This is a genomic window from Actinoplanes sp. NPDC048791 (assembly GCF_040650095.1).
In the GTDB taxonomy this organism is placed as follows: domain Bacteria; phylum Actinomycetota; class Actinomycetes; order Mycobacteriales; family Micromonosporaceae; genus Actinoplanes.
In genome coordinates, this window is the sequence record NZ_JBEZGQ010000001.1 from 1 (window position 1) to 24,924 (window position 24,924).

The 24,924-nt window shown below is 67.6% G+C and carries 26 protein-coding genes and 1 pseudogene; 9 read left to right on the forward strand and 18 right to left on the reverse strand.

Annotation, left to right across the window (positions count from 1 at the left end; genetic code table 11):
* Positions 1-89 precede the first annotated feature (89 nt).
* Entirely contained in the window at positions 90-773 is a 684-nt protein-coding gene (locus AB0C29_RS00005; protein WP_360813375.1) for a hypothetical protein, read from the reverse strand.
* Complete coding sequence (locus AB0C29_RS00010; protein WP_360813377.1) at positions 757-1,269, reverse strand: sigma factor; 513 nt, start codon at positions 1,267-1,269, stop codon at positions 757-759. The genes AB0C29_RS00005 and AB0C29_RS00010 overlap by 17 nt, the downstream gene beginning before the upstream one ends.
* Before the next feature lie 212 nt (positions 1,270-1,481).
* Between AB0C29_RS00010 and AB0C29_RS00015 the strand changes: the two genes are divergently transcribed.
* The 3 genes from AB0C29_RS00015 to AB0C29_RS00025 all read left to right on the forward strand — a co-directional run bounded on the left by AB0C29_RS00015 (position 1,482) and on the right by AB0C29_RS00025 (position 3,474).
* Complete coding sequence (locus AB0C29_RS00015; RefSeq protein WP_360813379.1) at positions 1,482-1,646, forward strand: hypothetical protein; 165 nt, start codon at positions 1,482-1,484, stop codon at positions 1,644-1,646.
* Between the two features lie 197 nt (positions 1,647-1,843).
* On the forward strand, positions 1,844-2,689 hold the full coding sequence (locus AB0C29_RS00020) for a helix-turn-helix transcriptional regulator (protein ID WP_360813381.1): 846 nt from the start codon (positions 1,844-1,846) through the stop codon (positions 2,687-2,689).
* Complete coding sequence (locus tag AB0C29_RS00025) at positions 2,686-3,474, forward strand: SAM-dependent methyltransferase (protein ID WP_360813383.1); 789 nt, start codon at positions 2,686-2,688, stop codon at positions 3,472-3,474. Before AB0C29_RS00020 ends, AB0C29_RS00025 begins: the two co-directional genes overlap by 4 nt.
* Positions 3,475-3,481: 7 nt before the next feature.
* Here AB0C29_RS00025 and AB0C29_RS00030 read toward each other — a convergent pair whose 3' ends face one another.
* A complete protein-coding gene (locus AB0C29_RS00030; RefSeq protein ID WP_360813385.1) occupies positions 3,482-4,072 on the reverse strand; it encodes a hypothetical protein in 591 nt (196 codons plus the stop codon).
* Positions 4,073-4,170: 98 nt separating this feature from the next.
* The gene (locus AB0C29_RS00035; RefSeq protein ID WP_360813387.1) at positions 4,171-4,923 is read right to left on the reverse strand and encodes a TetR/AcrR family transcriptional regulator C-terminal domain-containing protein; all 753 of its coding nucleotides are present in this window, start codon (positions 4,921-4,923) and stop codon (positions 4,171-4,173) included.
* A gap of 102 nt (positions 4,924-5,025) precedes the next feature.
* On the opposite strand from AB0C29_RS00035, the gene AB0C29_RS00040 reads away from it, so the two are divergent.
* Entirely contained in the window at positions 5,026-6,543 is a 1,518-nt protein-coding gene (locus AB0C29_RS00040) for an MFS transporter (protein ID WP_360813389.1), read from the forward strand.
* A 13-nt stretch (positions 6,544-6,556) separates the two neighbouring features.
* On the opposite strand, the gene AB0C29_RS00045 is transcribed toward AB0C29_RS00040, so the two are convergent.
* Together AB0C29_RS00045 and AB0C29_RS00050 are read right to left on the reverse strand one after the other, a co-directional pair.
* Positions 6,557-7,198, reverse strand: a complete 642-nt coding sequence (locus tag AB0C29_RS00045; protein ID WP_360813391.1) for a response regulator transcription factor — start codon at positions 7,196-7,198, stop codon at positions 6,557-6,559.
* Positions 7,195-8,352 carry a sensor histidine kinase gene (locus tag AB0C29_RS00050; RefSeq protein WP_360813393.1) on the reverse strand — a complete coding sequence of 386 codons (1,158 nt, stop codon included), beginning with the start codon at positions 8,350-8,352 and terminating at the stop codon, positions 7,195-7,197. Before AB0C29_RS00050 ends, AB0C29_RS00045 begins: the two co-directional genes overlap by 4 nt.
* A 135-nt stretch (positions 8,353-8,487) precedes the next feature.
* Here AB0C29_RS00050 and AB0C29_RS00055 point away from each other — a divergent pair, with 135 nt between their 5' ends.
* Positions 8,488-8,895, forward strand: coding sequence for a hypothetical protein (locus AB0C29_RS00055; RefSeq protein ID WP_360813395.1), 408 nt, complete (start codon positions 8,488-8,490; stop codon positions 8,893-8,895).
* 7 nt (positions 8,896-8,902) lie between these two features.
* Positions 8,903-10,762, forward strand: a complete 1,860-nt coding sequence (locus tag AB0C29_RS00060; protein ID WP_360813397.1) for a WD40 repeat domain-containing protein — start codon at positions 8,903-8,905, stop codon at positions 10,760-10,762.
* On the opposite strand, the gene AB0C29_RS00065 is transcribed toward AB0C29_RS00060, so the two are convergent.
* From AB0C29_RS00065 to AB0C29_RS00080, 4 genes are all read right to left on the reverse strand, one after another.
* A complete protein-coding gene (locus tag AB0C29_RS00065; RefSeq protein WP_360813399.1) occupies positions 10,722-11,234 on the reverse strand; it encodes a MarR family transcriptional regulator in 513 nt (170 codons plus the stop codon). The genes AB0C29_RS00060 and AB0C29_RS00065 overlap by 41 nt on opposite strands.
* A gap of 8 nt (positions 11,235-11,242) precedes the next feature.
* Positions 11,243-12,490, reverse strand: a complete 1,248-nt coding sequence (locus AB0C29_RS00070; RefSeq protein WP_360813401.1) for an NAD(P)/FAD-dependent oxidoreductase — start codon at positions 12,488-12,490, stop codon at positions 11,243-11,245.
* Positions 12,491-12,574: 84 nt separating this feature from the next.
* The gene (locus AB0C29_RS00075) at positions 12,575-13,765 is read right to left on the reverse strand and encodes a glycosyltransferase family 2 protein (RefSeq protein WP_360813403.1); all 1,191 of its coding nucleotides are present in this window, start codon (positions 13,763-13,765) and stop codon (positions 12,575-12,577) included.
* Complete coding sequence (locus AB0C29_RS00080; protein ID WP_360813405.1) at positions 13,762-14,895, reverse strand: polysaccharide biosynthesis protein; 1,134 nt, start codon at positions 14,893-14,895, stop codon at positions 13,762-13,764. Before AB0C29_RS00080 ends, AB0C29_RS00075 begins: the two co-directional genes overlap by 4 nt.
* Before the next feature lie 475 nt (positions 14,896-15,370).
* Here AB0C29_RS00080 and AB0C29_RS00085 point away from each other — a divergent pair, with 475 nt between their 5' ends.
* Positions 15,371-16,054, forward strand: coding sequence for a glycoside hydrolase family 16 protein (locus AB0C29_RS00085; protein ID WP_360813407.1), 684 nt, complete (start codon positions 15,371-15,373; stop codon positions 16,052-16,054).
* Positions 16,055-16,956: 902 nt separating this feature from the next.
* Here AB0C29_RS00085 and AB0C29_RS00090 read toward each other — a convergent pair.
* A complete protein-coding gene (locus AB0C29_RS00090) occupies positions 16,957-17,802 on the reverse strand; it encodes a hypothetical protein (protein ID WP_360813409.1) in 846 nt (281 codons plus the stop codon).
* Positions 17,803-18,197: 395 nt separating this feature from the next.
* On the opposite strand from AB0C29_RS00090, the gene AB0C29_RS00095 reads away from it, so the two are divergent.
* A complete protein-coding gene (locus AB0C29_RS00095) occupies positions 18,198-19,652 on the forward strand; it encodes a heparin lyase I family protein (RefSeq protein ID WP_360813411.1) in 1,455 nt (484 codons plus the stop codon).
* Positions 19,653-19,728: 76 nt separating this feature from the next.
* Here the strand turns inward: AB0C29_RS00095 and AB0C29_RS00100 are convergent.
* The 6 genes and pseudogenes from AB0C29_RS00100 to AB0C29_RS00125 form a co-directional block, all read right to left on the reverse strand.
* A pseudogene (locus tag AB0C29_RS00100) lies at positions 19,729-19,870 on the reverse strand (IS5/IS1182 family transposase); the annotation flags it as partial.
* Between the two features lie 434 nt (positions 19,871-20,304).
* Positions 20,305-20,646 carry an Lsr2 family protein gene (locus AB0C29_RS00105; protein ID WP_360813413.1) on the reverse strand — a complete coding sequence of 114 codons (342 nt, stop codon included), beginning with the start codon at positions 20,644-20,646 and terminating at the stop codon, positions 20,305-20,307.
* Positions 20,647-21,063: 417 nt separating this feature from the next.
* Positions 21,064-21,567, reverse strand: a complete 504-nt coding sequence (locus AB0C29_RS00110; RefSeq protein WP_360813415.1) for a hypothetical protein — start codon at positions 21,565-21,567, stop codon at positions 21,064-21,066.
* Positions 21,568-21,579: 12 nt separating this feature from the next.
* Complete coding sequence (locus AB0C29_RS00115; protein ID WP_360813417.1) at positions 21,580-21,732, reverse strand: hypothetical protein; 153 nt, start codon at positions 21,730-21,732, stop codon at positions 21,580-21,582.
* Between the two features lie 66 nt (positions 21,733-21,798).
* On the reverse strand, positions 21,799-22,242 hold the full coding sequence (locus AB0C29_RS00120; protein WP_360813419.1) for a hypothetical protein: 444 nt from the start codon (positions 22,240-22,242) through the stop codon (positions 21,799-21,801).
* A gap of 384 nt (positions 22,243-22,626) precedes the next feature.
* The gene (locus AB0C29_RS00125; RefSeq protein ID WP_360813421.1) at positions 22,627-22,959 is read right to left on the reverse strand and encodes a hypothetical protein; all 333 of its coding nucleotides are present in this window, start codon (positions 22,957-22,959) and stop codon (positions 22,627-22,629) included.
* Between the two features lie 714 nt (positions 22,960-23,673).
* Between AB0C29_RS00125 and AB0C29_RS00130 the strand changes: the two genes are divergently transcribed.
* Positions 23,674-23,880, forward strand: a complete 207-nt coding sequence (locus AB0C29_RS00130; protein WP_360813515.1) for a DUF397 domain-containing protein — start codon at positions 23,674-23,676, stop codon at positions 23,878-23,880.
* Here AB0C29_RS00130 and AB0C29_RS00135 read toward each other — a convergent pair whose 3' ends face one another.
* Positions 23,881-24,570: a DUF6082 family protein gene (locus AB0C29_RS00135; protein WP_360813423.1), complete on the reverse strand. Its 690-nt coding sequence runs from the start codon at positions 24,568-24,570 to the stop codon at positions 23,881-23,883.
* Positions 24,571-24,924: the final 354 nt, after the last annotated feature.

A 24,924-nucleotide genomic window follows, 5' to 3' on the forward strand; every position in this document is an offset into this window, starting at 1 on the left:
GATCAACCGGCGAAGCACGACGCAGAACGGCCCGATCAGGCGGCAAGTGCGCCGCCGGTTGATCAATTGAAGACGGCGGGTCGCGCGACTCACCCGATCCGCGTCTTGCCGCCGTTGACCGTGATGAAGGTATCGCCGGCCTCTGTCCGGCGGTTGTCCTCTTCCTGTCCGAGCAGCATGCGCAGGACTTGTCGCGCGTCGCGCCGTCGGTCCTCGGCAGAGTGAACCGCGGCCATCGCCACCAGGGCGATGACCAACAGATAGGCGCCGGCAAGTCCGGCGATCGCTGCGATGGCCCACTGGGTGTCGTGCAGCAACCCGACCACAGCGACCGCCGCCTGGGCGAGCGTCCGCAGCACCCGGACCACCATCGGCCCGAACCGCCCTTGCAGGTGAACTCCGAACACTTGCAGCTCTACGGAGTCACGCGGGGTGGGGTGCCAGCGCTCCGTCATTGCTCGCGGACGAGACCGGACCGAAGCAGTAGCCGCGGGGATATCAATTCCCGCCTTGGCCGGCACGCGCACCTGCCGCCTGGCCGAATGGCTTGGCCGTCCATGTCCGGTGCGGGACTTGGGCAGTCGTCGAGCGGGACGTGCCACTGCAGCGGTTTCCCGCTCGCGTTGGCTGTTCATCCATGCGGTCAGCCGCGCCGCGCCGGCGTCAACGTCGTGCCCGGCGGTCTGCGCGGCCTGGCTGTGAATCTGCTCAAGCAGGTCCGGCAGCTGAACCTCGACCGGATTCTCGCCGCGGTGGTCATCCGTGCTGGTCATGCCGTCTCCCCCTGATCCTGCTCGTCGATGTCGCTGCGCTGCTGAGCCCTTCGCCTCGGAGCAGGATCGCGATGCGCCACTCCGCGCGAAGCCCGTGGATCACCTTCATGCACCGGTTGACCAGATCGCGGGCGAGCTCGCCACGCTCCTGTGCCAGCAACCTGTACACCGGGTCGGCGGACTCTTGTTCAGCCCACGGTTGGTCGAACCAGTCGCTGTCCTCCAGCGGATCGACCACCACGAGCTGGATCCGGGCATGCCTGCGGTACTCGTCGACCGCGCGATTGCGTACGACCAGGCGGAGCCAGCTGAACAGACCCGCGTCGTTGTATGCGGAGCGCCTGTCCCACTGTCGGTACAGCAGTTGGAAGGCCTCGTCGACGATGCCCTCAGCAGCATCGAGGTCTCCGCCGGTGTACGCCATCACGTACCCGACCAAGGGCTTTGACCAGCGTCGATACCGGCGCTCGAGCTTCGCTTCGACATCCTCAACCATCGTGCCTGCTCGTGGGCAGGAACGCTGCCACGTGGCCGGGCGCCAGTAGCAGCACTACCTGCGTCGACGCCGTGGTCACGGGTTGCCGGACGGGACCGTTACCGACCCAGACCCACATGGGCGGGCCGCCCAGACCTCGCCCCTGGATCACGACTGATCCTCCCGGCGCGTGGCGCACCAGCGCCACCAGCGTTGTGCGGCGCTGCCACTCCATGACCAAGCGGATCGCGCCGACCAACACCAAGGGCGCCAGCACGGCGCCCACCGCCGCCAACGACACCACATGTGGTGCCACCATCGATGTCATCTCCACCCATCCCGCCCACGTTCTGACGATGCTCACGCCAGACACTCGTGTTGCGTCTCCCGGCCGTTGAGGTGACCCGGGCGGGTTGGTCCGGATGGGTGCGACCTCGACATGTCGGCTTGCTGGTGTCGACCGACAAACTTCCGGGCGTCTTCCGTGTACTGGTTTCGGGTGAATTCCGGTGGCATGCTGGCTTCGGAACGCGGCCGGAGGTGCACGGTGGAGACATCACCCCAGCGGGATGGGGCTGGCGACACCCCCTCAGCCGTGCGCGTTCTCGTCGGGGCCTACCTGCGGCAGTTGCGTGAGGACAGTGGTCTGACCGGGGCCGAAGCCGGCGCACCGCTGCACCTCGGGGAGCCGGCGATCACCGGCATGGAGCTGGGCCGGGTCGTCCTCGACGAGCGTGACGTCCTCGCTCTGCTGTCGCGCTACGGCATACACGACGCTCAGGAACGGGCGGCCCTGCTGGCGCGCGTCCGCGAGACCAACGCGCCCGGCCGCTCGCATTCCTACAGCGATGTGACACCGAACTGGTTCCAGCGATACCTGAGCCTGCAAGCGCGGGCTTCGCTGATCCGGACCTACGAGGTGCAGTCCGTGCCGGGCCTGCTGCAGACCGAGGCGTACGCCCGGGCAGTCGTCCCACGCCGGGTCCGGCAGCGGCTGGCGCAGCAGCAGGTGCTCAACCGTCCGGACCCGCCGAAACTGTGGGCGCTGGTGCACGAGGCGGCGCTGCGGCGCCCGGTCGGTGGCCGGGCGGTGATGCGCGACCAGCTGGAGGCGCTGATCGCCGTCGTGACCAAGTCGCCGAACGTACGGCTGCAGGTGCTGCCCGTCGCCGCGGGCGGGCACGCGACGGCCGGCGGCTCGTTCACGATCCTGCGGTTCCCCGAGCCCGACCTGCCGGACATGGTCTACCTCGAACAGCTCACCAGCGCGCTGTACCTGCACAGCCGCGCGGACATCGACTTCTACTTCCACGCGGCGAACCGCCTGTTCGTCGAGGCCGCGCCGCTGCGGGACACCGCCGGGATCCTGGAGCGGATCATCGACGACCTGCGCCCTCCACGACGGACCCGTACTCCACGAAACGAAGGGCATCCTCGATGACCGACGGACAAGCGCCGCAGATCGACACCACCGTCCCGCAGACGGCCCGGGTCTGGAACTACTGGCTGGGCGGTAAGGACAACTACGCGGTGGACCGTGACCTCGGCGACCAGATCGCCAAGGAATACCCGATCATCGTCGACATCGCCCGGGCCGACCGCGCGGTGCTGAACCGGGCCGTCCGCTACCTGGCGGGTGAGGCCGGCGTCCGGCAGTTCCTCGACATCGGCACGGGCCTGCCCACCACGAACAACACGCACGAGGTGGCCCAGGAGGTGGCCCCGGAATCCCGGATCGTCTACGTCGACTACGACCCGCTGGTGCTGGTGCACGCCCGGGCGCTGCTGACCAGCGGCCCCGAAGGCGCAACGGACTACATCGACGCGGACCTGCGTGACACGGCGACGATCCTGCGGGAGGCGGGGCGCACGCTGGACTTCACGAAGCCGGTCGCGCTGATGCTGTCGGGGATCCTGGCCCACCTGCCGTCGGCCGAGGAAGCGGCGGCGATCGTCCGAAGGGTCATGGACGCCCTGGCGCCGGGGAGTTATCTGGTGGTGGTCGACGGAACCAACACCAACCCGGAGCTGAACGAGGTCATGAAGATCTGGAACGCTACGGCGAATCCGCCCTATGCGATGCGGAGTCCGGAGGAGATCGCCAGTTACTTCGCGGGGCTGGAGCTGGTGGAGCCGGGTCTGGTGGACGTGACCCGGTGGCGGATCGAGCCGGGGGAGACTCTGCCGCTGCACAACCTGGTCGGGGTGGGTCGCAAGCCTGCGTGAGCTTCGATCACAGGCACGGCGGGGTGTACCGGTGGAAGCGCATCCCTCGGAAGGTCAGCTCGTTCGGGGTCTTGCCGACGAAGACCAGGCCGCGAGCCTCACTGATCGCATCGGCGAACGAGTGGGCGGGAGCGCCGAGCTCAGGCACTGCCGTCCACGCCCCGGGCCGGAAGCTGAAGAACCTGGTCACCGTCCGGCCGTGGGTCGAGGGGATGGCGGTGGCCCATTGAGCGCCGCCGCTCCAGTGCGACGCGGGCCGTAGTTGCACGTACAGGTCGTCGGTTGCGCTGTAGGTCAGCCAGAATCCCCTGGATCTCGACAGGTCGACCTGGGCCTCGAACTGGTTGGCGAGCCAGACGACGACCACGTGCCATTCCGCGTTCAGGAAGGTGACCTGGGCTTTGTAGCCGGTGCGGGTGGGCACGAGCAGGCTGCCGGTCGCCGGGACCGTGGTGCCCTCGCCGCTGGCCAGCCATTGCTGGAGGCGATCGATCGAGGGGGTCGCGCACTCGTGGGTGCTCGGGGCTGGTGGGTGAGCGTTCGCGGCTGTGGGAGCCAGGAGCAGGCAGGCGGCGAATACCGCCAGGGATGACCTCATTGCCACCGACAGTCGTTGCATGGACAGCCTCCCCGCTTCAGTAAACCTTGTTAAAGGTTGTCTGGCGGCTCGAAAGAAGTCAAGAGCATCGATGTAAGTCAGGCCGGGGCTGCGCCCGGGTGCTTGGCCAGCCACAGCTCCAGGCCGTCGAGCACCCGATCGAGGCCGAAGGCGTACATCTCCTCGAGCACCTGATCCGGGTCCTGGCGCATCGGCCCGGTCTCCTTGCGCCACTTCTCGTAGTTCGGGTTGTCCGGACCGAGCCGCTCGAGGTAAGGCTCCACGTCCTCCGCCACCTCCTGCCACGTCTTCCCCGTGCGCCCGAGAGCCGACCTGGCCGCCGCCTCCGAGGTCGCCGACCCGATGGCGTGTGCGTGCAGTACGGCGGTCGCATGTGACAACGCCATGCCGCTGAAGCCAGCTCTGGTGAACAGGGCCACGAGCTGTTCACCCAGCCGCATCGCGTTCGGGCCGAGGGTCGGGTGCAGTCCGAGCAGGCCGATCACCCACGGGTGCCGCAGCAGCGCCGACCGCATGCCGTTCGCGCAGATCGACGCGCCCATCCGCCAGCTCGTGTCGCCGGGCACCGGCACGTAGACCTCGCCCAGGACCTCGTCGACCGCGAGTTCGAGCAGCTCGTCCTTGTTGGCCACGTGCCAGTACAGCGAGGTGGCGCCCGAGCCGAGCTTGGTGCCGAGCCGGCGCATGCTGAGCCCGGCCGGTCCCTCCGCGTCGAGCAGTTCGATCGCCGCGCGGACGATCTGCTCGCGGCTCAGGCTCGGCTGGCCGGTCTGCGCCCGGGGTGGCCGCAGCCAGACGGAACCGGTGAACGAGTCGGACTGCGACGGCATGCAGGTTCCCTTCGACCTGCCCATTCTAAAGGGCCTCGCACAGTGTTCGAGTCCACTGGTACGGTGTGCGAGCCAATCGCACACTGTACGAGAGAGGTCGTCATGACGGACCGCAACCCTCGTCGCTGGTTGATCCTCGGCGTGCTCTGCCTGAGCCTGCTGGTGGTCGTCGTCGACAACATGGTGCTCAACATCGCGATCCCGTCGCTCATCCGCGACCTCGGTGCGAGCACCGCCCAGATTCAGTGGATCATCGACGCCTACATCCTGGTCTTCGCCGGCCTGCTCCTCACCGCGGGCAGTCTGTCGGACCGCCACGGCCGCCGCCGGGGGCTCGTGACCGGGCTGATCGTCTTCGGTAGCGCCTCGGTGCTGGCCACGGTGTGCCAGACCCCCGAGCAGCTCATCGCCGTCCGCGGTCTGATGGGTGTCGGCGCCGCTTTCCTGATGCCGGGCACCCTGTCGATCCTCACCACCGTCTTCGCCGAGGACGAGCGCAAGAAGGCGATCGCCATCTGGAGTTCGGTGCTGATGCTCGGCGCCCTCGGCGGGCCCAGCCTCGGCGGCCTGTTGCTCGAGCACTTCTGGTGGGGCTCGATCTTCCTGCTCAACGTGCCGATCGCCGTCCTCGGCATCGTCGCCGCCCTGGCGGTCATCCCCGAGTCGCGGGGCCGGGCGAGCCGTCCCGACCTGCTCGGCGCGCTGCTCTCGATGATCGGCATGACGGCCCTGGTCTGGGGCGTCATCAACTCGGCGCAGCACGGCTGGGACTCACCGTCCACTCTCGGCGGTTTCGCGGTCGCGGTGGCCGGGCTGGGCGCGTTCACCTGGTGGGAGCGCCGGGTCGCCGAGCCGATGCTGCCGCTCAAGCTGTTCCGCGACCGGAACTTCGCGGGCGCCAGCCTCTCGATCGTGCTGTTGTCGTTCTCCGCCGGCGGCGTGCTGCTCGCCCTCACCCAGTACCTGCAGTTCGTGCTCGGCTACGAGCCCCTCAAGGCCGGCACGGCGTTCATCCCGATGCTGGTCACCGCGATGGCCTTCAACGGCGTCGGCGTCGTGATCGACAAGCGCTTCGGCACCCGTACGGCGCTGGCGGCCGGCCTGCTGCTGGTGTCGGCGGGCTTCGGGGTCCTCGCGTCGCTGTCGCCGGGCGACGGTTACCCGAAACTGGCCCTCGCCCTGGTCGTCCTCGGCATGGGCAGCGGCACCGCCGGACCCGCCGCCTACGGAACGCTGATGAGCGCCCTCCCGCCGGATCGGGTGGGCGTCGGATCCGCCGTGAACGACACCGTCCAGCAGGTCGGCACGGCGCTGAGCGTGGCGGTGCTCGGCAGCGTGCTCACCGCCACCTACCGCGCCGCGATGCCGGCCGACGTGGCCGGCCAGGCGCGGGACTCGATCGGTGACGCCCTGCGCATCGCGGCCACCACCGGTGACGCCGCGCTGGCCCGGGTCGCGCAGGAATCCTTCGTCTCGGCCATCGCCTCGACCTCCCTGATCGGGATCGCCGGCGGCATCCTGGCGGCAGTCGTCGCCGTGGCCGTCCTACGCCCGAAGCCGCGGGTGGCCGCCGCCGAAGAAGCCGCCCCCGCCGAGCCGGAGTCGCAACTGGCCGGCTGAGCCCGGGGGCAACTCACGGAACGCTGAGGTCGTGCCGGAAGGCGTACGCGACGGCCTGGGCCCGGTCGCGGGCGCCGATCTTCGCGAACAGGTGGTTGACGTGGCTCTTCACCGTCGCCTCACTGACCGTCAGCCGGGCAGCGATCTCGGCGTTGGACAGGCCGCCGGCCATCAGGGACAGCACTTCGGCCTCGCGCGGCGTGAGACCGTCCGGGAAACCCGGCCGCGGCGCCGGCTCACCGGCGATGGCGTCCACGAGGTGCCGCTGTACGGCCGGATCGATGACGGCCTGGTCGTCGACCACCTGCCGTAGCGCCTCGTGGATCTGTTCACCGCCGGCGTCCTTGGTCAGGTAGCCGCGGGCGCCGGCCCGGACCGCGTCCAGCACCGACCGGTCGTCCGAATACGTGGTCAGCACCACCACCTTGACCTCGGGTGCCTCGGTACGCAGCCGGCGAGTGGCCTCGACCCCGTCGCATCGGGGCATTCTCAGGTCCATGAGCACGACGTCCGGCCGTACGGTCCGGGCCAGCGCGACCGCCTCGGCGCCGTCGGTGGCCGTGCCCACCACCTCGACGCCCTCCATCAGTCCGAGCACCATGCTCAGCCCTTCGCGGACCACCCGCTGGTCGTCGGCGATGAGCACCCGGATCATGCCGGCACCGCCAGCTCGACCCGGAATCCGTGACCGGTCGCGCCCGCACTGAGGGTCCCGCCCAGCAGCTCGGCCCGTTCCCGCATCCCGCTCAGCCCGTATCCGTCCGTCTCGTCGGGAATCACGGGCGGTCCGGCGGCGAAGTCCTCGACGATCAGGCGGGTATCGGTGGCTTCGTAGGCCAGGCGCAGCGAGACCCGGGTCGGCGACGCGTGCCTGGTCACGTTGGTCAGTGCCTCCTGCGCCACCCGGTAGATGGCCAGCCGCGCCTGCGACTCCAGCGGGTGCGGCTCCCCGGACACCGCGAACTCGCACGGCACAGCCTGGTCCCGGGTGAACTGCTCAGCCAGCCCGGCCAGCCGGTCGGGACCCGGCAGGTCGTCGTCGCGCAGCAGACCGATGGCCCGCCGGGCCTCCTCCAGACCGTTGCGGGCGAGGTGCTGGGCGCGGTCGATGGCGACCACCAGTTGTGGATCGGCCGGATCCCGGGCGACCAGCATGCGAGCGCCCTCCAGCTGCAGCGACAGCCCGGACAGCGAATGGGCGAGCACGTCATGCATCTCGCGGGCCAGCCGCTGGCGTTCGGCCAGCACGGCCGCCTCGGCCAGTGCCGCCTGGCCCGCTTCCCGCTCGGCGAGCAGCCGCTTGGTCTCGCGCTGCGCCTCGGCCAGCCGGAACGCCAGGTACATCAAGCCGAACAGCACGGCGAACCCGGCGAGCACGGCCAGGAAACCGAAGTCCTGCCCGGTGATCGAGGCCGCCATCTCGAGCACCACGAACGCTGCGATCAAAACCGGGACAGCCACCCGTACGGGCATCAGCCCGGTCGCCGCGCACAGCACCGCGACCAGCACCGCCACCGAGCCGGGGCCGCCCGGCTGCACCGCCACCAGCGTCACCGAGCTGACCAGCATCGCCGCGACGAACACCACGTGCGCCGGCCGGACCGGCCGGCGGACGGTCGCATTGCGGCCGAACACCCCGGCCACGAACGTGGCGGTGGCCAGCACGACGACCAGCTCCCGGCCGGCCGGGCCGAAGCCGGGCCCGGTGACCGCGGCCGCCCACACGAACCACGCCAGCATCAGCGGCGTCAGCAACTGCATCCACCGCACCACCCGGAGACGGGTCAGCGCGGGTTCCTCGGTGTGCACCCTTCGAACGTAGAACGGTATCGGCGCGGCAGCATCGGTTCACGGGTGTAGAGGTGTCTCCACCCCGGGGTGGGGACGGAACTTCGATCCGCGCGCCGATGCCCCGGCCCGGCTCCGGCTCGCAGGCTGGGCGGCATGAGAAACGACCATCTGAACGCCGCTGTGCGGCTGCTCACCGCTTTCCTGGTGATCAGCCTGTCGACCGTCGTCGCCGTGGTGCTGCTGCGCCACCATCCCACCCTCGTCACCTCGGCCGTCTGGGTCCGTACGCCCCTGGTCGCGGCCAGCGCCGCGGTGCTCCTGCTCTTCGCCCGCCGCGCGGCCGCCGGCCACAGCGGCTCGTTCCGGCGGCTCCGCATCATCTCGGTGGTGGTGCTGGCCGCGATCATCGCGGTGGTCGCCTGGCCGGGCGCGTTCCCGGTATGGCTGCGCGTCGAACAGGCCGTATGTGGCCTGCTCATGCTCGGCGTCGTGGTGCACGTCAACCGTCGCGCCGCCCGCTCGCGTACCGCTGATCCTCGGCCGAAGGCCGGAATGTTTTGATCTTTCCATGACCGAACGGGACGGCATCGTCGAATACGGATCGCCCGCTTTCCGGGCCGGGAACTGGTCGGCGCACTTCACCGGTACGGACGACGGGCGGACGCTGCTCGCGATCGACTCCGGGCGGGTCGACGCGATCGACCTGGAAACGGGTGTGGTGACGACGGGGCCCCGGGTCACGGCGGTTGCCACCCGCGGAGACGTCGTGGCCGTGGCGTCGGAGAAACGACCGGACGCGGTCACGCTGCTGGCCCTGCCGGAGCTGACGGCGCGGGAGGAGATCGACGCCGGCGGCCGGGTGTACCAGCTGGCGGTGGGCGGCACGACGATCGCGGCGCTCACCGCCGACCCGTACGCGTTGGCCCTGATCGTGGATGGCACCGTGCACCGGATCGACCTGCCCGACGAGGCGACCTGCCTTTCCGTGTCGCCGGACGGGACGCTGGTCGCTGTGGGTACCGACAAGGGCCGTACCGGAAATGTGCTGGTCGTGGATGCGACGACCGGGACGGTCCGGCACACGCTGACCGGGCCGCGGGCACCGGTCAGCGCGGTGGCTGTCTCCGCGGCGCAAGACCTGGTGGTGGCGGCGGCCGGGCCGCGCGTGCTCGGCTGGACGCCGAGCGCGAAAAAGCCGAAGGCGAGGACCCTGTGGGTGTCGCCCAAGGAGGGTGCGTCACTGGCCGGGATCACCCCGGCCGGGCGGCTGATCGCGTACGCGCGGCAGGCGGCGACCGTCTCGATCGATCCGGCGACGGGTGCCGCCGACTGGGAGACCGGCTCGTACGGCCCGGCCCTGCTCCACGATGACCGGGTCATCTCCACCCGGTTCGGCGACTGCCACGAGCTCGACCCGGCGACCGGGGCGGTGCGGCACACCTGGACGCACCGGGGATACGTGAACCGGTTGACTGCCGTCGGCGAGACGATCGTCGGCAGCGGCCTGGACTCACGCCCGATGCTGTTCCGGCCCGGAGCGACCGGAATCCTCGAGCTGGGCGACGGCCATTCCCGATCCGTCATCGCCGTCTCCTTCGACGGCGACCGGTTCGCCACGGCCGGTGAGGACCACCGCGTCTGCGTCTGGGAGCGAGGCCGGCCGTCGCCGGTGTTCATGGCGATGCTCGACGAGATGCCGAACGTCCATCGCCGTCAGGGCATCGCGCTCGACGGCGGCACGCTGTTCGTCGGTGACAGCGAGCGCCTGCTGCGGTTCGCGGTCGGTGACCCGGAGCCGGAGGCACGCAGCGAGGAGCTGGACGGCAAGGTGGTGGCCGTGGCGTCGCTGGCGGACCGGGGCGAGGTGCTGGCCGCGTGCTCGAAGGGCTACCGCAACGGCGTGCTCTACCGGCTCGACGCGCGGACGCTGAAGGTCCGTGCGCAGGCCAAGGCGCCGCACGTCCTCGGGTCGATCGTCTACACGCCGGGCGCCGCGACGTTCGACCTGCGCTGGGCGACCGGGTTCCGGACCCACGAGATCAAGAGATTCCAGGACGTCGCGGAGTACGACTACCCCGCCCACCGCTCGCAGGTCCACCTCACGCCGGACCATGCGCTGGTGGTCTACGTGGACGGTCACGGGGACACTTCGACACTGCGGGTCCTGGACGTCGCCACGGGTGCCCCGCTGCACGATTCGATCACCATCCCGGCCGTGATCGGCGAGTCCTGCATGTCGTCCGGCGGTCTGCTGACGACCGGGCACACCGACGCGATCCGCTTGTGGGACCTCCGTTCCGGCACGCTCGCCGGTCAGCTGCCGGTGCGCACGCCCCTCGACCGTGGTTCAGTCCTGCGCTGGACGCCCGGCGAGAAGGCGGTCCTGGTCACCCATTCCTCGGGCGGGCTGCAGGAGGTGCCGTCGTAGCGTTGCCACCTTCCGGGAACGCGGACAGCTCGGCGAGGTACATCGCCTGCATCCGTTCGAAGTGCCGGACCAGCAGCAGGAGTTCCTCGACGGTGTAGCCCTCGATGAGCCGCTCCGCCCGCTCGGCGAACCGCTCGTACGGTTTCTCCAGCTCGGCGACCCGCTCGGGCCGCAGCGTGACGATCACCCGCCGCCGGTCCGCCGGGTCGCGGTCGGCCGTGACGTAACCGGCCTGCTGGAGCCGGCGGAGCATGCTGGTCACGGCCCCGGTGGTGAGGTTGGTCCGCTCGGCGACCTGCCCCGCGGTGGCGGATCCGGCGTCGGCGAGGAAGTCCAGGCACTCCAGGTCGCTCACGGTGAGGCCGAGGCGGTCCGCGACGGCGTACCGGAACACCATGGACAAGCGCGAGGTCTCCCGCCCGGCGCGCATGAGCCCGGCGATCGCGGACGCCCGGTCGGGCTCGGGGGACATGCCCGCCATCATGCCTCCGGCACGGTGACCCGGTGCAGCCGAGGTAGCACGCGGGTCAGCACCCAGTGCGGAGCGGCCGCACCCCCGGTGAGACGCCGCATCAGCCCGGCGGCGGTGTCCACGGCGCGGAAGGCGTAGGGCACCATCTCGTCCTGGTAGCCGGCGATCGCCTCCTCCACCGGCGTACCGTCCGCCCGGGCCTCAACGAGCCGCTGCCCGAGCAGGGCGGCGTCACGCAGCGCGGTGTTGCCACCGTGAGCACCGAACGGCGGCATGACGTGCACCGCGTCGCCCATCATCGTGGCCCGGGGCACCGCCCACCGTTGCGGGCGCCGGCCGGTGGCGAAAAGGTTGAGAACCGTGGCATCCAGCTCGGCCGTGTCAACCAGGCGCCGGACGAGCGGATGGAAGTCCGTGGTCATCCGGACGGCCAGATCCCGCAGCGCCAGCAGATTCCCGCGGAGGCCGGCGGGCACCTCCTCCTGCCGGAGCAACAGCCCCCACATGACGTAGTCGTAGCCGGTGGGCGCATAGCTGCCCGGAGCCATCCGCGCGAAGGCTTCCCGCGGACTTTCGCCGAAGCGCATGGAGGTAAAGAAAAAGGCGCGGCCCGGCCGGTCGGCGATGGCCAGAACCCCACTGGTACGCAGCGCGTCCGGGATGACGCTCTCGCCGTTCTGCCGCAGGGGCGACCGGCCGTAGACGCCGGCCATGGGGGTGCTCATCGGGTCGGCATCCGGCGTGAGCTGCGTACGCAGAGCAGAGCCGACGCCGTCCGCGGCCACTACGACGCTCGCCGCGACGGCCCCGCCGTCGGTGAACCGCAGTCGCAGCCCGGTTGGGCCGCCGTTGTCGACCGCGGCGGCGGCCTTGCCGTAGTGGATGCGTCCGTCCAGGCCGGACATGAGGATCGACCGCAGGGTCAGCCGGTCGACCTGGCGGGTCGCCTGCGGCTCGTCCTTGAAGTGGATGGTGAACGCGTCCCGCAGGCGGCTGTCGGTGAAGCGCAGATGGCCGCCGGGCTCGTCGCCGGTGGCCAGCGCGAGGCGGTACAGGGGGCGGGGGAGGCTTTCCCGCAGGGCTTCCAGACCGTAGCGGTCGAGGATGATGCGGTAGCCCTGCTGTCGGACGAAGGAGCCGGGGTCGCGCTCGTAGACGTGCACATCGATGCCGGCGCGCATCAGATATTGGGCGAGACAGAGGCCGGAGAGGCCGGCGCCGGCGATCGCTACTGAGAAGTCAGTCGATGTGCCCATGCCGATTATCTTAATGACTAAGATGATTCGGGCAAGGCCGGTCCACCTGCCGCCCGTCCCGCGCTTGTGAGCTTTCCCAAACCCTCAAGCGCGGACGCCGAGCTGGACGTCGGCGCGATCGAGCAGGCTGGTCCCGTTTCGCGCCCTGCGGGGCACGCGGATGATCCCGGCGTTGCGGCCGCGTCGGGCCATCTGGATGTAGGACAGGGCTCCGAGAGGGACGAGGACAACGCTGATGAAGGCGGCGTAGAGGGGCATCAGGAGTAGGGCGTAGTCGCGGTGCGACCAGTGCAGGTAGAAGCCGAGGCCGATGTAGAGGGCGACGAGCGCCCCCACCGTGCCGAGGTGGCCTTGTCCCAGGGCCAGCAGACGCAGCGGCAGCATGGCGAGGGTGATGATCAAGCCGTAGCACCAGAAGAACGGGTGCCGAAGTCCGACGCCGGCGTTGACGACGAACAGCCGGAACTCCCCGCCGGCCCAGGCGACGTGTTGACGCCACCAGTCCTTGAGCGTGTTCGGAACTTTGGTGGGTACCTCGAACGGGACGTGGCCGATCCGGAAACCCATGGCGTCGGCCAGGATCCCCGTTTCCACATCGTTGCCCTGGAAGAACAGGGAGTGATTGTTCATGACGTCGCGAAGCGCCGTGGTCCGGGCTGCATGGCAGGCGCCGGACACCAGCCAGGGGGCGACGACGCGCAGTTTCATGGACAGCCGGTATTCGTGCGCCTGAAATCGAGTCAACAGCGAGTCGTTCCGGTTCGAGGGGACCAGCCGGATCGAGGCGACGTCGAGACCGCGACGGTGCAATGCCCCGACGAGTAGTTCGAGAGGTTGGCTGGTGGTCGTGTCGGCGTCGATGCAGACGACGTAGGCCGCGTCGACCGTGGGCAGCACTGCCCGGATGACGGTGTCCCGGATGGTTCCGCCGGTTGCGCGTTTGTTCGCCGTGGTGGACGCCTTGTCGGCGAGAGTGCGGAAGACCCGGAAGCCTTGCCGGCAGGCGATCTCGGTGATGGCGACGTCGAACTCGGGGGTCTCGCCGGTCGTGGTGCACAAGATGACGCGCCGGCCGTAACGACTCAGATAGTCGATGTTCTCCAGGTACTTGATGTTGCCGTAGATGGGCACGAGGACGGCGAAGTCGTGGAACTCGTCGGTGCCCACGGCGCGCGCCGCCGCATGCCGGGCCCGGAGTCCTCCGGTCGCGTCGATGAGCAGCCATGCCAACGGGATGAGCAAGAGTGACAACGCCCAGCTGGTCGTCGCCGTCATGCCACGGATTCCAAGAGCGGGCCCGGCTGGGTGTCGGTCGAGACCGGCTGCGGGTCCGCGAGCATCCACAACATGCCGCGCAGTTCTGCGGAGGAAAGTGAGCTCACCGCTTTGCACAGCTCGTCGACGGCGTCCAGGAAGGTGACTCTGTCGGAAGTTCGCCGGTCGATCCGGGTGATTCGCGGATGCGTCGTCGCGGTGACGGCCTCTTGGCTGCTGTCGACGAGTTGTTCATGGAGCTTCTCACCGTTGCGGAGGCCGGTGAACACAACCCGGTTCTCCGCTTCGGCCAGATCGAGGTAGCGGCGGACTAGGTCAAGGATCCGGATGGGCCGTCCCATATCGAGAACATAGGTTTCGCCGCCGCCGGCGAGGACCGCCGCCTCGATCACCAACGAGGCCGCCTCGGGAATCGTCATGAAGAAGCGGGTGGCGGCCGGGTCGGTGACGGTGATGTCACGAGCGTTCGAGACCTGCCACTTCAGAGAGTGCAGCAGGCTTCCCCGGCTGCCGAGAACGTTTCCGAAGCGTACCGAGGCGACCCTCGTGCGGGAGGTGGCATAGCAGGCGGCGATGTCCTCGGCCACGCGTTTGGTCGCGCCGAGAACGCTGGTCGGGTGCGCCGCCTTGTCGGTGGAAATGTTGACGACCAGCTCCGCCCCCGTCGCGGCGGCAGCTGCCACGACGTTTCGGGTACCGCCGATGTTGGCCTTCACTCCCTCAGCGGGGAACCGCTCGAGCAGGGGAAGGTGCTTGTGCGCGGCGGCGTGGAACACGATGTCGGGCCGGATGTCGGCGAACAGCCGGCTGATGGTGTCGGCGTCGCGGATGTCGGCCAGCAGCACAAAGGGATCGGTGAGCAGACCATGCCCGTGCAATTCCAACTGCAGGGAGTGCAGCGCACCTTCGTCGTGGTCCAGGAGATACACCGCCGCTGGCTGAAGGGTGCGGACCTGGCGGACCACCTCGCTGCCGATCGAACCGCCGGCGCCGGTGACCAGCACGATCTTTCCGTGAACGAGCGCACGCGCCCCTGCCCCGTAGCTGATTTGCCGGCCGCGTTCCAACAAAAGAGGAGCGATGTCCGAGGTGCCGGACTGCGAAGCGATTCCGGAAATATTGTCAAACACAGGAAACCTCTTGGAATAAGCTTTGTGAGCGTGGTGTCTCCACGGTTGCCAGTTAAACGAAGGTGACCGGGCGCTGTCACTGCCGTACTTTCGGCGGACCCTGAAACAGTGACGGTGACCGTGCTCTCTCAATTCGCTCTCGATTACGGCGCGGCGTTGTCGCTGCCGTACTTTCGGCGGACCCTGAATCAGTGACGGTAACGGTGCCTTCTCCGCCGACTGCTCTCTCGGCCGCGGCCTGGTGTCGTCACTCGCTGCACTTTCGGCGATCTCTGAGACGGTGAAGGTGATCTTGCCTCATCCGACCGCTCCCCTGGCTGAGGACCAGCGTCGTCACCGGTTGTACTTTCGGCGGACCCTGAATCAGTGACGGTGACAATGCCTCCCTGTGCCGCTCGCGACCGCGATGTGAATGAGATGGTCAGGGGTGGCCAACGTGGGTGCTGGAGAACTTCACGCCTGTACTCTGCGTCTCATGCGGCGCGTTCAGAAGCTCTCGGTATTGCTTGCGGTGATGCTCTTGACCGCAGCGTCCGTCCGCCATCTATGGCCCGAGGAAATGCCGTCGATGCAATTCCGCGATGAGTTCACCACATTGGACACCGATAGATGGACTGCGGGAAAGGAGCACACGCTTGGTCGTAGCGTGATGAAGCCCGGGAACGTCGATGTCGAAGACGGCACGTTGCGACTGAAGATGTCGCCCGGAGTGCTCGACGGCGCTGAGGTGAAGACATTGGCAGCGGCTCCGGCGGGGGTGCTCGAGGCTCGGCTCAAACTGGCCGACGCGCCGACGTCGGTGACCGGGCTGTTCTTTTACGCGCCCCCCGACCTCGCTCAAGAGATCGACATCGAGCTGTACAACCAGCCGGCCGGGCGTATCCGGTTCACCTCGTATTCGGGCGGTGCGCTCACGCACACCAGTGAGCAGGCGCTGCCGTTCGACCCGACCGCGGATTTCCACCTGTACGGGATCGCCCCGACCCCGACCGGAGTGGAGTTCTACGTCGACCATGAGCTGGTAGAGGCATGGGACGGCGGCGTCCCCCGTGAGCCGATGAACGTATACCTCAACACGTGGTATCCGCAGTGGCTCGCCGGGAAGCCCGCGTCCGGGGTCCGGTACACAACCGTTGACTACGTCGCCCACCGGCAGTGACCAGCAGCCGCCACTCACCGGAAGAGTCGAGTCGTCGTGCGGGCGTCGGTAGTTGTACCAGTCTGACCGCGGCTTCGACTCACCGGTCAACTAGCGTCGATGGTCGGGCGTTGTCAACCAGGCCGCGAGGTCAGCACCGGGCGCCTGGAACCATGCCCACTGCAGCGCAGCGGTCACCGGACTTCGGACCCGATGAAGCCGACGACAAGCCGCCTACCAGCGCAAGCCCTCCGCTTCGGCTGCTCCGAAACTGCTCGCAAGTTCGACGACTGCCGTCCTCCCGACGGCAAACAGCGGTGAGATCTCCCGGCTACGATCTCGGACGCGGCACGCGCTCACGCGGCCAGCAGCAGTCTGACCAGCATAAACGCCGACGCGCCTGGGACGGGGGTCTTGCGGTCAGCCACGTGCAGGTACCCTGATCGTCGCGGGCTGCTAGCTCAATGGCAGAGCTGTGGACTTTTAATCGTCGTTCCGGCCAAAACCGACGCGGCCGATGCGCCCATGAGCTGGGCATATGCGCAGATATTTTATCCATGATGGACGTCGGTTGCTCCGTGGCTGCTCTATTGACGGGCAGATGTGACGCGACGGTCGCGGACTAGCCAGTATGTTGCGGAGGATTCGACTCCTCATGCGTAAGTCGACGGTTAGATTCCGTCAGGCGGCTCAAAAGCGGTCCTGACCAGCTGACATCCTCGTCAGGACCGCTTCCGATTTTGAATCGTCCCCCGAAACCTCCCGTTTACGGGTTCAGGCAGTGAGGTTCGGCGGCCGACGCCGACGGCCGCCTCACCGAGGCGCAGAATCCTGCAGGCGACGGCATTGTTGTGCTCGATAAGAGCTGGCCTTGGAAAGTACTCGTGCCGGAAGGTTTCGTCTACGGCCCGGACTGGCAGTCATCAGGTGTTAGCGCGGCGTAGTGCGGGGATGCATTCGAGTTCTTTCCGCTCCGGCGCGAGTTCCGCGGCCGGCACACCGTCGCCCGCGTAGTACTCCTGGCGCTTCGAGAACTCCTCGATCGAAGATGACAGCATGAGGTAGGCGCAGATGGTGAAGTGTCGGTCCCGGGGTTGGGGATCAGGGTTACCGATGGCGAAGTGGACGGCCCATGTGTCGTCGTCGGGGCTGGGGACAACGGGCGGAGCCAGGTACCACCGTTTCGTGCTCTCGACCCGGATCAGAAGTTGGACCTCGTGCCCGGACGGCATCTGTCCGGTCAGGCGACCGCGCACGGCTAGCTCCTTGTTTTCAGCCATGCAACCTTGAGACAAGCAGGTCAACGTCGTGTCGACCTCGCTTCCTCGGCCTAGCTGGACCCAAACGGTCGCAATGACGGCCAGGAAAGCGAGGGCGATGCTGAAGGCGATCCAGAGCGTCGGCCGACGCCGTTTACGCTGAGGACTCGCCTCCCGCGCTGGTGGGTGGTCGGCGGAGCCGTTTCCTGCTGTCGCTCGGGCGGTGAGCTCACCGACATGTTCGCTCGCTGGCTCGCCCTCTTCCTGTCGCGACACCAGGGAGATCGGCTCGACGGCACGGGCTCGGTCGAAGCCTTGTTCGGCGACTTTCGCCCGCGCGGCTAGCCAGGGTCCTTGTGCACCATTGGCGATGCCGCACACCTCAAGGAAAGCGACGAGGAACTCGATGCTCGGCAGACGCCGCCCCGCGAGCACCTCGGAGATCGTCGTTTTGGTGAGCTGAATGTGGGGCCGCCCGGCGCGTTGCTGCGACTGTGCCCAGCTCTGCATGTTTCGGAGGCTCGGTTGCCCTGCTCGGATGTGCAGCCGGCCTAGCATCTCGGCGAGTTCCTGCCGTGAGGAGACGGTGCTGGGGTCAAGATCGTCGCTGTAGGCACCTCCGGGCACGACGCTCAGTATAACGACGAGCATTGATCGATATAGACGCCGAGAACCGACGGTTCGCGCGTCCTGTCGGCGCGGTCACCCTTCCTGAGATCGGCTGTCCCGTTCCGTCCCACAGGTGGCGGGACACCCGCAGACGGGTGCGTCATGGGAACGAGGCATATGGGACCCATGGGCGGCGGCCGGGGAGTTCGGCTGACCCCAGATCCCAAGGCCTGAAGTTGATCCGTTGGGCTCGGCCCATCCGCACGAGCCAAATCAGCTAGAGGGAGGAGACCGCCATGAGATTCACCCGCTTATCCCTGACCCTGCCCGTTGCCGCAGCCGGGCTCCTGATCAGTGGACTGCAGGCAGACCCCGCACGCAGTGCTGGCGCCAGCGCCGCATCGCACACGAGTTCCACCACGCAGGCCGTCTCGTGGACCAGTGTGCGCAACTGCACGGTCACAGGCTCGAGCCTGGAGAAGACGTCCGGCACGGACAACGCGGAGGACGCCGGGGCGGTCTCCGCCCAGGAGGTGACGTCCGGTCCCGTGGCGGTGCAGTTCCGCGTGGCCGAGATTTCCAAGTTCCGGTTTCTGGGGTTGAGTTCGTCGTCTACCTGGACCGGCGCGACGGGGATGGACTACTCGTGGCGCCTTCAGTCCGGCTCAGGCGAGGTCTACGAGAACAACCGGTGGCGCCACACCGGTCCCATCGTCGGCGGGGACCTGTTGCGGATTGCGGTGGACGCGAATGTCGTCCGTTACTACCGGAACGGAAGTTTGGTCTACACGAGCACGAGGGCGCCTGCGTACCCGCTGCGCGTGCACGCGTCGATCATCGACATGCACGGGACGGTCAAGGACGCCACGCTGACCACTTCGGTCACGGCGCCGACGGTGACCTACGGATGGGTGCCGCCGGCCCAGACGGTGGGTGGCGGCGCGAGCACGTGGACCGTGCCGGCGGGCTACGTGCACCAGACGGCGTGGGCGGCGGGCGGAGGGCCAGACGTTCGTGGCATCTACGCGTACCCAACCAGCGGTTGGCGGTCGATGGTGTGGCGGTGGGCGGACACCATGCGGTCGAACTCGATCCAGTCGGTCACAGGACCCGGAGGCAAGCCCGCGTACCGGGTGGAACTGACGCAGGACGACGATGCGTCCCCGGGTACGGCAGGCAACAGCCCGCGAGCGGAGTTCTTCTCGGTGGACCCCGCTGAGAAGCGTCGCCAGCGCACGGCTCCGGCCGAAGCGGTACTGCGTGACGGCGACGAGTACTGGGCCACCTTCGCGCTGTACATTCCAGCCGATTTCCCGGTGAACCACCGCTGGGCGACGCTGTTCCAGCGGAAGTTCCAGGACACGGCGAGCGTGCCCTCCTGGTTCACGCTCAACGTGCACCGGGCGACCCTGGACGTCTCGGTGCCTGGCAACACGCCCGATAGGTTCATCCCGGTCGCCGACCTCGCGCAGGTCACGGGCCGTTGGGTGCAGTTCACCGTGCACGAGAAGCTGTCCAGCGGCACCAGCGGGATGGCTGAGCTGTTCGTGAATGGCGAGCGCAAGCCGATCGTGACGGGCCAACCCACCGTGCCGGCCGGGGACATCAACTTCCACTTCCAGTACGGGTACTACCGGTCCAATGATCCGGCGAACGGGCAGTCGGAGGGCCCTGGCACCGGGGTTGTCCACTTCACGCCGATGCTGATCGCGCGCGGAGCTGCGCCGGAAGCCGTACCGGCACTCCCCTGAGCGATAGCTAAGGGAGGGCCCGCGGATGCCCGTGGTCCCTCCCGTCGCCCTTCGGCCGCCCGGGCGGAGGTAGAAGGATCTGCACCATCGTCGTTTCGAGATCGTCAGGGATGGCGGCGAGCAGAGCAATGGCCTCGCGAACGTAACGCCAAGCGGTGGTTTAAGCCGATCTCGAAACCGCAGGCTGGACGAGCCAGGGTGTCGCCGTTACCTAAGTGGTGTCCCATCGGCGCCCTCACCGTCCTACCCGTACACGCTCTTGTCGTGTCGTCCTATACCTCCAGCGTGCGCGCCCTCATCCGTGCCCGCACCAGGCCGCCATTTATCCAACCGGCAACCGCCGTGCTCACCGCCGTGCCCGACACCCCAGGCCAAAGCGCCCTGCACGGCGCTAAAGCCAAGCACGATCTGCTGGCCGACCCGCTGCCCAACAACTACTCGAGCAGGGTCCTGGCCGGCCCGGACGCCACATGCCGGCGCGTCCTCGGCGACGTGTCGGCAGAGGTTCGATGCCGTCGTAGCGCCGGCGGCCTGGCGATCACGCCGGCAGGGAGGCCAACCGATCGTCATGCTGTCGCGTCAAGTCACCCGAGAAGGGCTCTATGACTCCTATGCGCCTTGCATGACGATCGGGCGAGCCGAGCCGTCTAGTTCAGCGGTTCTTGTGGAAGGCCTCGACGATCGAGCTGGGGATCCGGCCGCGCTCGGACACTTCGTAGCCGTTCTTGTTGGCCCATTCGCGGATGGCCTGGTTCTGGTCGCGGTTCGAACGGCTCGTGGGGGCGGCGCCGCGGGCGGGGATACGGCTCGTGTTGCTGCGTCCAACGCGGGAGGCCACGTTCAAGTACGGCTCGAGTGCCTTGCGGAGTTTGCCGGCGTTCTTCTCTGACAGGTCGATGGTGTAAGTGACGCCGTCGAGGCCGAACTCGATGCTGCTGTCGGCTTCGGTGCCGTCGATGTCGTCGGTCAGCAGGGTGACGATCTGTTTTGCCATGTGAGGTCTGCTCCTGGAAATCGGCATAGGCGCATCCGATCAATGCCCCGTGCTTCAAGACGATAGCTCCTAGCGGGAATGGAATTGTTAGGGGTGATCGAAACGGGCCCTTGGTATGAGCCGTATGGTCTGATCCATTCACTGGCGTAACGCTGAGTGTCGACTGGGAGGCAGCTCGCAGTGGTTGACGCTTCGACTTCTGTGCTCTGGTCCTACCGTTTCGCCGATGCAAGCGGGCTCTTTCGAGAAGCTGATCGGCGGACGTTCGTGGAGTTCACTCTGTCGAAGTACCACACCGCACGTTGACGTCGAGGCAACGTGCGCCGGCTCAGGCCACGTCCGCCCAAAGCGCTGGATCGCCTTCTTAGTCAAGCCCGCAGGCTGACTTGGCGGGCAACTGTGGTGGGCGTTGGCGCTTCAGCGGTTGCCGGCCTTGCCGCGGAAGCGGTCCTTGAGACGGTCGATGACCGGCCGCGGCGCCTGCGTGGTGAGCTCGAGCAGCTGTGGGGACGGTGCCATAAGTGATCTCGGGGTGCCATGCTGGCCGATCTCACGAGCGATGACTGCGATCAGGTCGTCGGCGGCTCGGGTGCCGTCGGCGGTGCCCTGGTACTCGGCGTAGGAATGCTGCACCGGGTGGGCGATCACGGGTGTGGGCCGGCCGAGAGTGGACCGGGCGAGCCAGGCCAACGGGGTGGCCAGGACGGCGTCGGTCCAGCTCAGTGCGTGCCAGATCAGCCACGGCGACATGATCACCAGGGTGATGATGACGGCGACGGCTGCGGTGATGAGTCCGAAGACGGAGTCGTCGTCGATGCTCGAGGGCCACCAGGTGTGGATCCACTGCGGCAGGCGAGGCCGCCAGGCCAGACGCCAGCGGAAGACTTTCCACCGGCGTCCATCGGGAGCGCTCAGATACATCGCTTTCTCGCCCTACCTGGTCCGCAGCGCGTCGAAGTCGCCGTTGAGTTCGTGGCGCAGCATGACGACGGTAGCGGTCATCAGCTCGATGCCTTCTTTAAACATCAGCAGCTGTTCGGTGGCGAGGGTGACGGTGTCGATGACCAGGTTGTACAGCGATGACACGACGTCCCAGACGCCCTTGACGAATTTCTTCCAGTCGGTGACGGTCAGGATCGCCTTCAGACCCTTTTAGATCTTGCTGACGTACATGGTCGTGGCGAACAGCAGGCCCTTGACGGTCTGGGCGTACATCGCGGCCATCGGCTCACACATCCGCTCGATGGTGTCGCACGCCTGCGCGAGCGCCTCGAACGCCGGCAGCCAGCGGCCGCGGATGTGGTAACCGAACGCCTGCGGCGCCCCGGCGCTGCCGTCGGCCTTGCTGTCCCAGTGCGACGACAGGATGTCCATGCCCTCGCCCAGGTCACGGCCGACGGCGCGGTAGGCGTCGGCCATCTCGCCGTAGGCGCGGCCGATGCGCTTGAGGGCGCCCCAGTCACCGACGACCAGCGGCAGGGTCTCGGCGAGGATGTCGTAGCCGGTCAGCGCTTTGATCAGGTCGTTGACCGCGCCGACGGTGCTGCTGAGAACCTGTCGGGCTTCCTGGTTCTCCGGCTGGTAGGCCGGCGCCATCAACGCGACTACCGCACCGTGACCCGGCCCCGACGAGGCACCGGTCACGTCGGCCTCGCGGTAGCCGTACAGAAACCTTCCACGGCGGCTGCACCGACCAGATCGTCTCCGCCGCCGTCCAGTCCGCGCGGTCGTAGTCGTTGGCCGCGGTCCGCAGGTCGGCGGCGGTCTGCCCGAGACCGCTGCGGGCGGCGGCGCACAGCTCCAGCGCCGCCTCGCCGATGCCACGCAAACCGGGCTCGGCCACGTTCAACGTGCCGTCCAAGCCTGCGAAGTTGAGACAGTGCGTCCGCGCGTAGTCCTGCATGTCGGCCAGCGCGCCGTCCCGATTGGCGTCGATGCGATCAGCGAACCCGCGAGGGTAGGCTGGGTCGACCTGAATACTCACCGCTGGACGTCCTGCTCGGCCGCACGGAATTCGGCCTGCGCGGCGGTCAGCCGGCGGTTCATCCACACCGACACCGCCCGGGCCGCCTCGTCCTCGGTGCCGCCGCGCCACACCGTCAACCAGTCCAGCTGACCGGTGTCGAGCTTGTCCCTGACCTCACGAAACTGTGCAGGGGCATCAACCGGGACGGTGTCATCACGGTACCGGTCGAGTTCAGGTAGCCGGCCAGCGAGGTCGGTGAGCCGTGCCTCCACGGTCTGCTCCCGGCGTGCCGACAACTGCTCCATCTCCTGCAGACGGCGTTGCACCTGCTGGCGGAGCTCCGTCACATCATCGGGGTAGTCCTGTATGCGAACGATCCTCGCAGGCGGAGCAGGCTGCCTGATACCGATGCTTCACTGACCGAGTTGCCGGCAGCTGAGATCCCTGACCCGTGTTGGAGAACGGAGCCCGGGCCCACGGACCGGTAATGATTCCCATCTGGCTGCTGACGCGGGGCGGCCTCCTTGTTCGCGGATTCACGCAACATCTCTCACTGAAGCAGCTTCAGCCGCTGCGGAACGGGTTCCCTGGGGCCATAGTGACGACCCGTAGAGACGGACGCGCATTGTCTGCGGCAAGTGAGCATGCCGTTGTCCAGAGACCGCGGTACCCCTGGAGGGGCGCCGTCGCTGACGCATTGACGAGCCCTCGCGAAGGGGGATCCGACGAGACCAGCAATGATGTGCGCGGCGCTGGGCGGGTCCTGGGGCGGAGGGGTCCCCCGATCGGTGTCGCCGCGGAGGTACCGTCGGGAAACGTGAGACATAGGCCGTCATCACCCGATGCATCGCCACAGGTCGAGCCGACCCTTGTGTGCTACCCCCGGAAGCCCGATTGAAAGGTAGTCCGGTAGCTTACGTGGTGGCTGTTGGGGTGGTTGACCTACGGTGCTGCAGTATTCCTGTTCTGGGGGATCGACGCATTGCCGGCTGCTAGCGTCTACTTCTCGTAACCGCTTTGACGGCTCACTGAGCCCCGTCTGTCAGGAGTCGACAAGGATGATGCCCGCGGAACAGTTCGGCGCGGTTGAAGGAGAATGGCGGCGCAGCCGTTCCTGCGTTGGCGAGGGGCACTGTGTCGAATTGTCTGTCATTGACCGTGGCACTCAGGTGAGAATGCGGAACTCGACTACGCCCGAGACGGTACTCGTCTTCGACGCAAACGAATGGCGTTTCTTCCTCGACGCCGTCAAGGCCGACGAGCTGTAACTAATGCGCTGGACGCGGCGACGAGTCTGGATCACCCGGTACCGGCCCGCAAAATTCACGGCTCCGTGATGGACGGCCGGCCCGCAAGGCCCGAAGGTACTCGTCGTTCACCAAGTCGCGGAAGTGCTCCCGATGGCCGCGGCCATGCCCACGCCGATGCCACTCGCTGTGCTTCTCCCAGAACATGCGAGGAACCTCGGCGTCAAAGAACGCACGTAGGTATTCGCGCGCCTGGGTCTCGTCAAGAACACCGAGGTCCCACAATCGCGCCCAATTCTTGATCACCTTGCTGCAGTAGAAGAAAAGATCTTCATCGACGCCGGTCGGTGCGACGCGAGACCCCCAGCATTGCCGGTACTTCGGGTTTTCCATGGCCAGAAGGACCAATTCCTCGGCGAAGTCGGCGGCGGCGTCCCGCCGGACCTCCTTGAGCTGGCGGTATTGCAGGAGCATCGACGCGGTCACGACGAAGAGGGCGATACAGGCAACCACTGCGGATGCCCCGCCGTAGGCTTGACCCACGTCGGCGCTGACCGAGTAGTCGCCCCCGCCATAGAGTCGGCGCATCACAGCTGGAGAGGCGATCACGCCGATCATACTGGCCGCGAAAATGATCAATGCCAGTGCGGGCGTCAGCATCTGGAACGATCGTCGAACAGGCGTTGCCGCCCGAACCTCCCCGGCCATCATTCGGACTCCCTAGTTCGCTCCTGACTGCATTATGACTGGACGCGCGACTATGAGCTACAACTCATTCACGCACAGCAATAACCGGATAGGAGGCTGGAGGCCACCATGCAGTCCGCCACGTAGCTATACGCCTGGAGGCACCTGGTGGATTAAGATCGATTTTCGGCTCTGTCAACTTCGCATAAAATGACCTGCTATTCGAGAGCGTGACCGGGTGCGTTGCATAGCATGACCGGATGCTGGCAGCGTCGGGCGCCGGCACGCACAGGTGACGAGCAGGTCGGCGAATGACGCGCGTTCTGCAATCCCAGTCCGGGATGTATCTGCTGTACCGAGGCGAGTACCGCGCCGCCC

Bases quoted from the DNA above. Each gene is read 5' to 3' on its own strand.
- AB0C29_RS00005 (WP_360813375.1), bottom strand. From the start codon at position 773: ATGACCAGCACGGATGACCACCGCGGCGAGAATCCGGTCGAGGTTCAG.
- AB0C29_RS00010 (WP_360813377.1), bottom strand. From the start codon at position 1,269: ATGGTTGAGGATGTCGAAGCGAAGCTCGAGCGCCGGTATCGACGCTGG.
- AB0C29_RS00015 (WP_360813379.1), top strand. From the start codon at position 1,482: ATGACCAAGCGGATCGCGCCGACCAACACCAAGGGCGCCAGCACGGCG.
- AB0C29_RS00025 (WP_360813383.1), top strand. From the start codon at position 2,686: ATGACCGACGGACAAGCGCCGCAGATCGACACCACCGTCCCGCAGACG.
- AB0C29_RS00030 (WP_360813385.1), bottom strand. From the start codon at position 4,072: ATGAGGTCATCCCTGGCGGTATTCGCCGCCTGCCTGCTCCTGGCTCCC.
- AB0C29_RS00035 (WP_360813387.1), bottom strand. From the start codon at position 4,923: ATGCCGTCGCAGTCCGACTCGTTCACCGGTTCCGTCTGGCTGCGGCCA.
- AB0C29_RS00040 (WP_360813389.1), top strand. From the start codon at position 5,026: ATGACGGACCGCAACCCTCGTCGCTGGTTGATCCTCGGCGTGCTCTGC.
- AB0C29_RS00045 (WP_360813391.1), bottom strand. From the start codon at position 7,198: ATGATCCGGGTGCTCATCGCCGACGACCAGCGGGTGGTCCGCGAAGGG.
- AB0C29_RS00055 (WP_360813395.1), top strand. From the start codon at position 8,488: ATGAGAAACGACCATCTGAACGCCGCTGTGCGGCTGCTCACCGCTTTC.
- AB0C29_RS00060 (WP_360813397.1), top strand. From the start codon at position 8,903: ATGACCGAACGGGACGGCATCGTCGAATACGGATCGCCCGCTTTCCGG.
- AB0C29_RS00065 (WP_360813399.1), bottom strand. From the start codon at position 11,234: ATGTCCCCCGAGCCCGACCGGGCGTCCGCGATCGCCGGGCTCATGCGC.
- AB0C29_RS00070 (WP_360813401.1), bottom strand. From the start codon at position 12,490: ATGGGCACATCGACTGACTTCTCAGTAGCGATCGCCGGCGCCGGCCTC.
- AB0C29_RS00075 (WP_360813403.1), bottom strand. From the start codon at position 13,765: ATGACGGCGACGACCAGCTGGGCGTTGTCACTCTTGCTCATCCCGTTG.
- AB0C29_RS00085 (WP_360813407.1), top strand. From the start codon at position 15,371: ATGCGGCGCGTTCAGAAGCTCTCGGTATTGCTTGCGGTGATGCTCTTG.
- AB0C29_RS00090 (WP_360813409.1), bottom strand. From the start codon at position 17,802: ATGCAGAGCTGGGCACAGTCGCAGCAACGCGCCGGGCGGCCCCACATT.
- AB0C29_RS00095 (WP_360813411.1), top strand. From the start codon at position 18,198: ATGAGATTCACCCGCTTATCCCTGACCCTGCCCGTTGCCGCAGCCGGG.
- AB0C29_RS00105 (WP_360813413.1), bottom strand. From the start codon at position 20,646: ATGGCAAAACAGATCGTCACCCTGCTGACCGACGACATCGACGGCACC.
- AB0C29_RS00110 (WP_360813415.1), bottom strand. From the start codon at position 21,567: ATGTATCTGAGCGCTCCCGATGGACGCCGGTGGAAAGTCTTCCGCTGG.
- AB0C29_RS00120 (WP_360813419.1), bottom strand. From the start codon at position 22,242: ATGGCGCCGGCCTACCAGCCGGAGAACCAGGAAGCCCGACAGGTTCTC.
- AB0C29_RS00130 (WP_360813515.1), top strand. From the start codon at position 23,674: ATGCCCGCGGAACAGTTCGGCGCGGTTGAAGGAGAATGGCGGCGCAGC.
- AB0C29_RS00135 (WP_360813423.1), bottom strand. From the start codon at position 24,570: ATGATGGCCGGGGAGGTTCGGGCGGCAACGCCTGTTCGACGATCGTTC.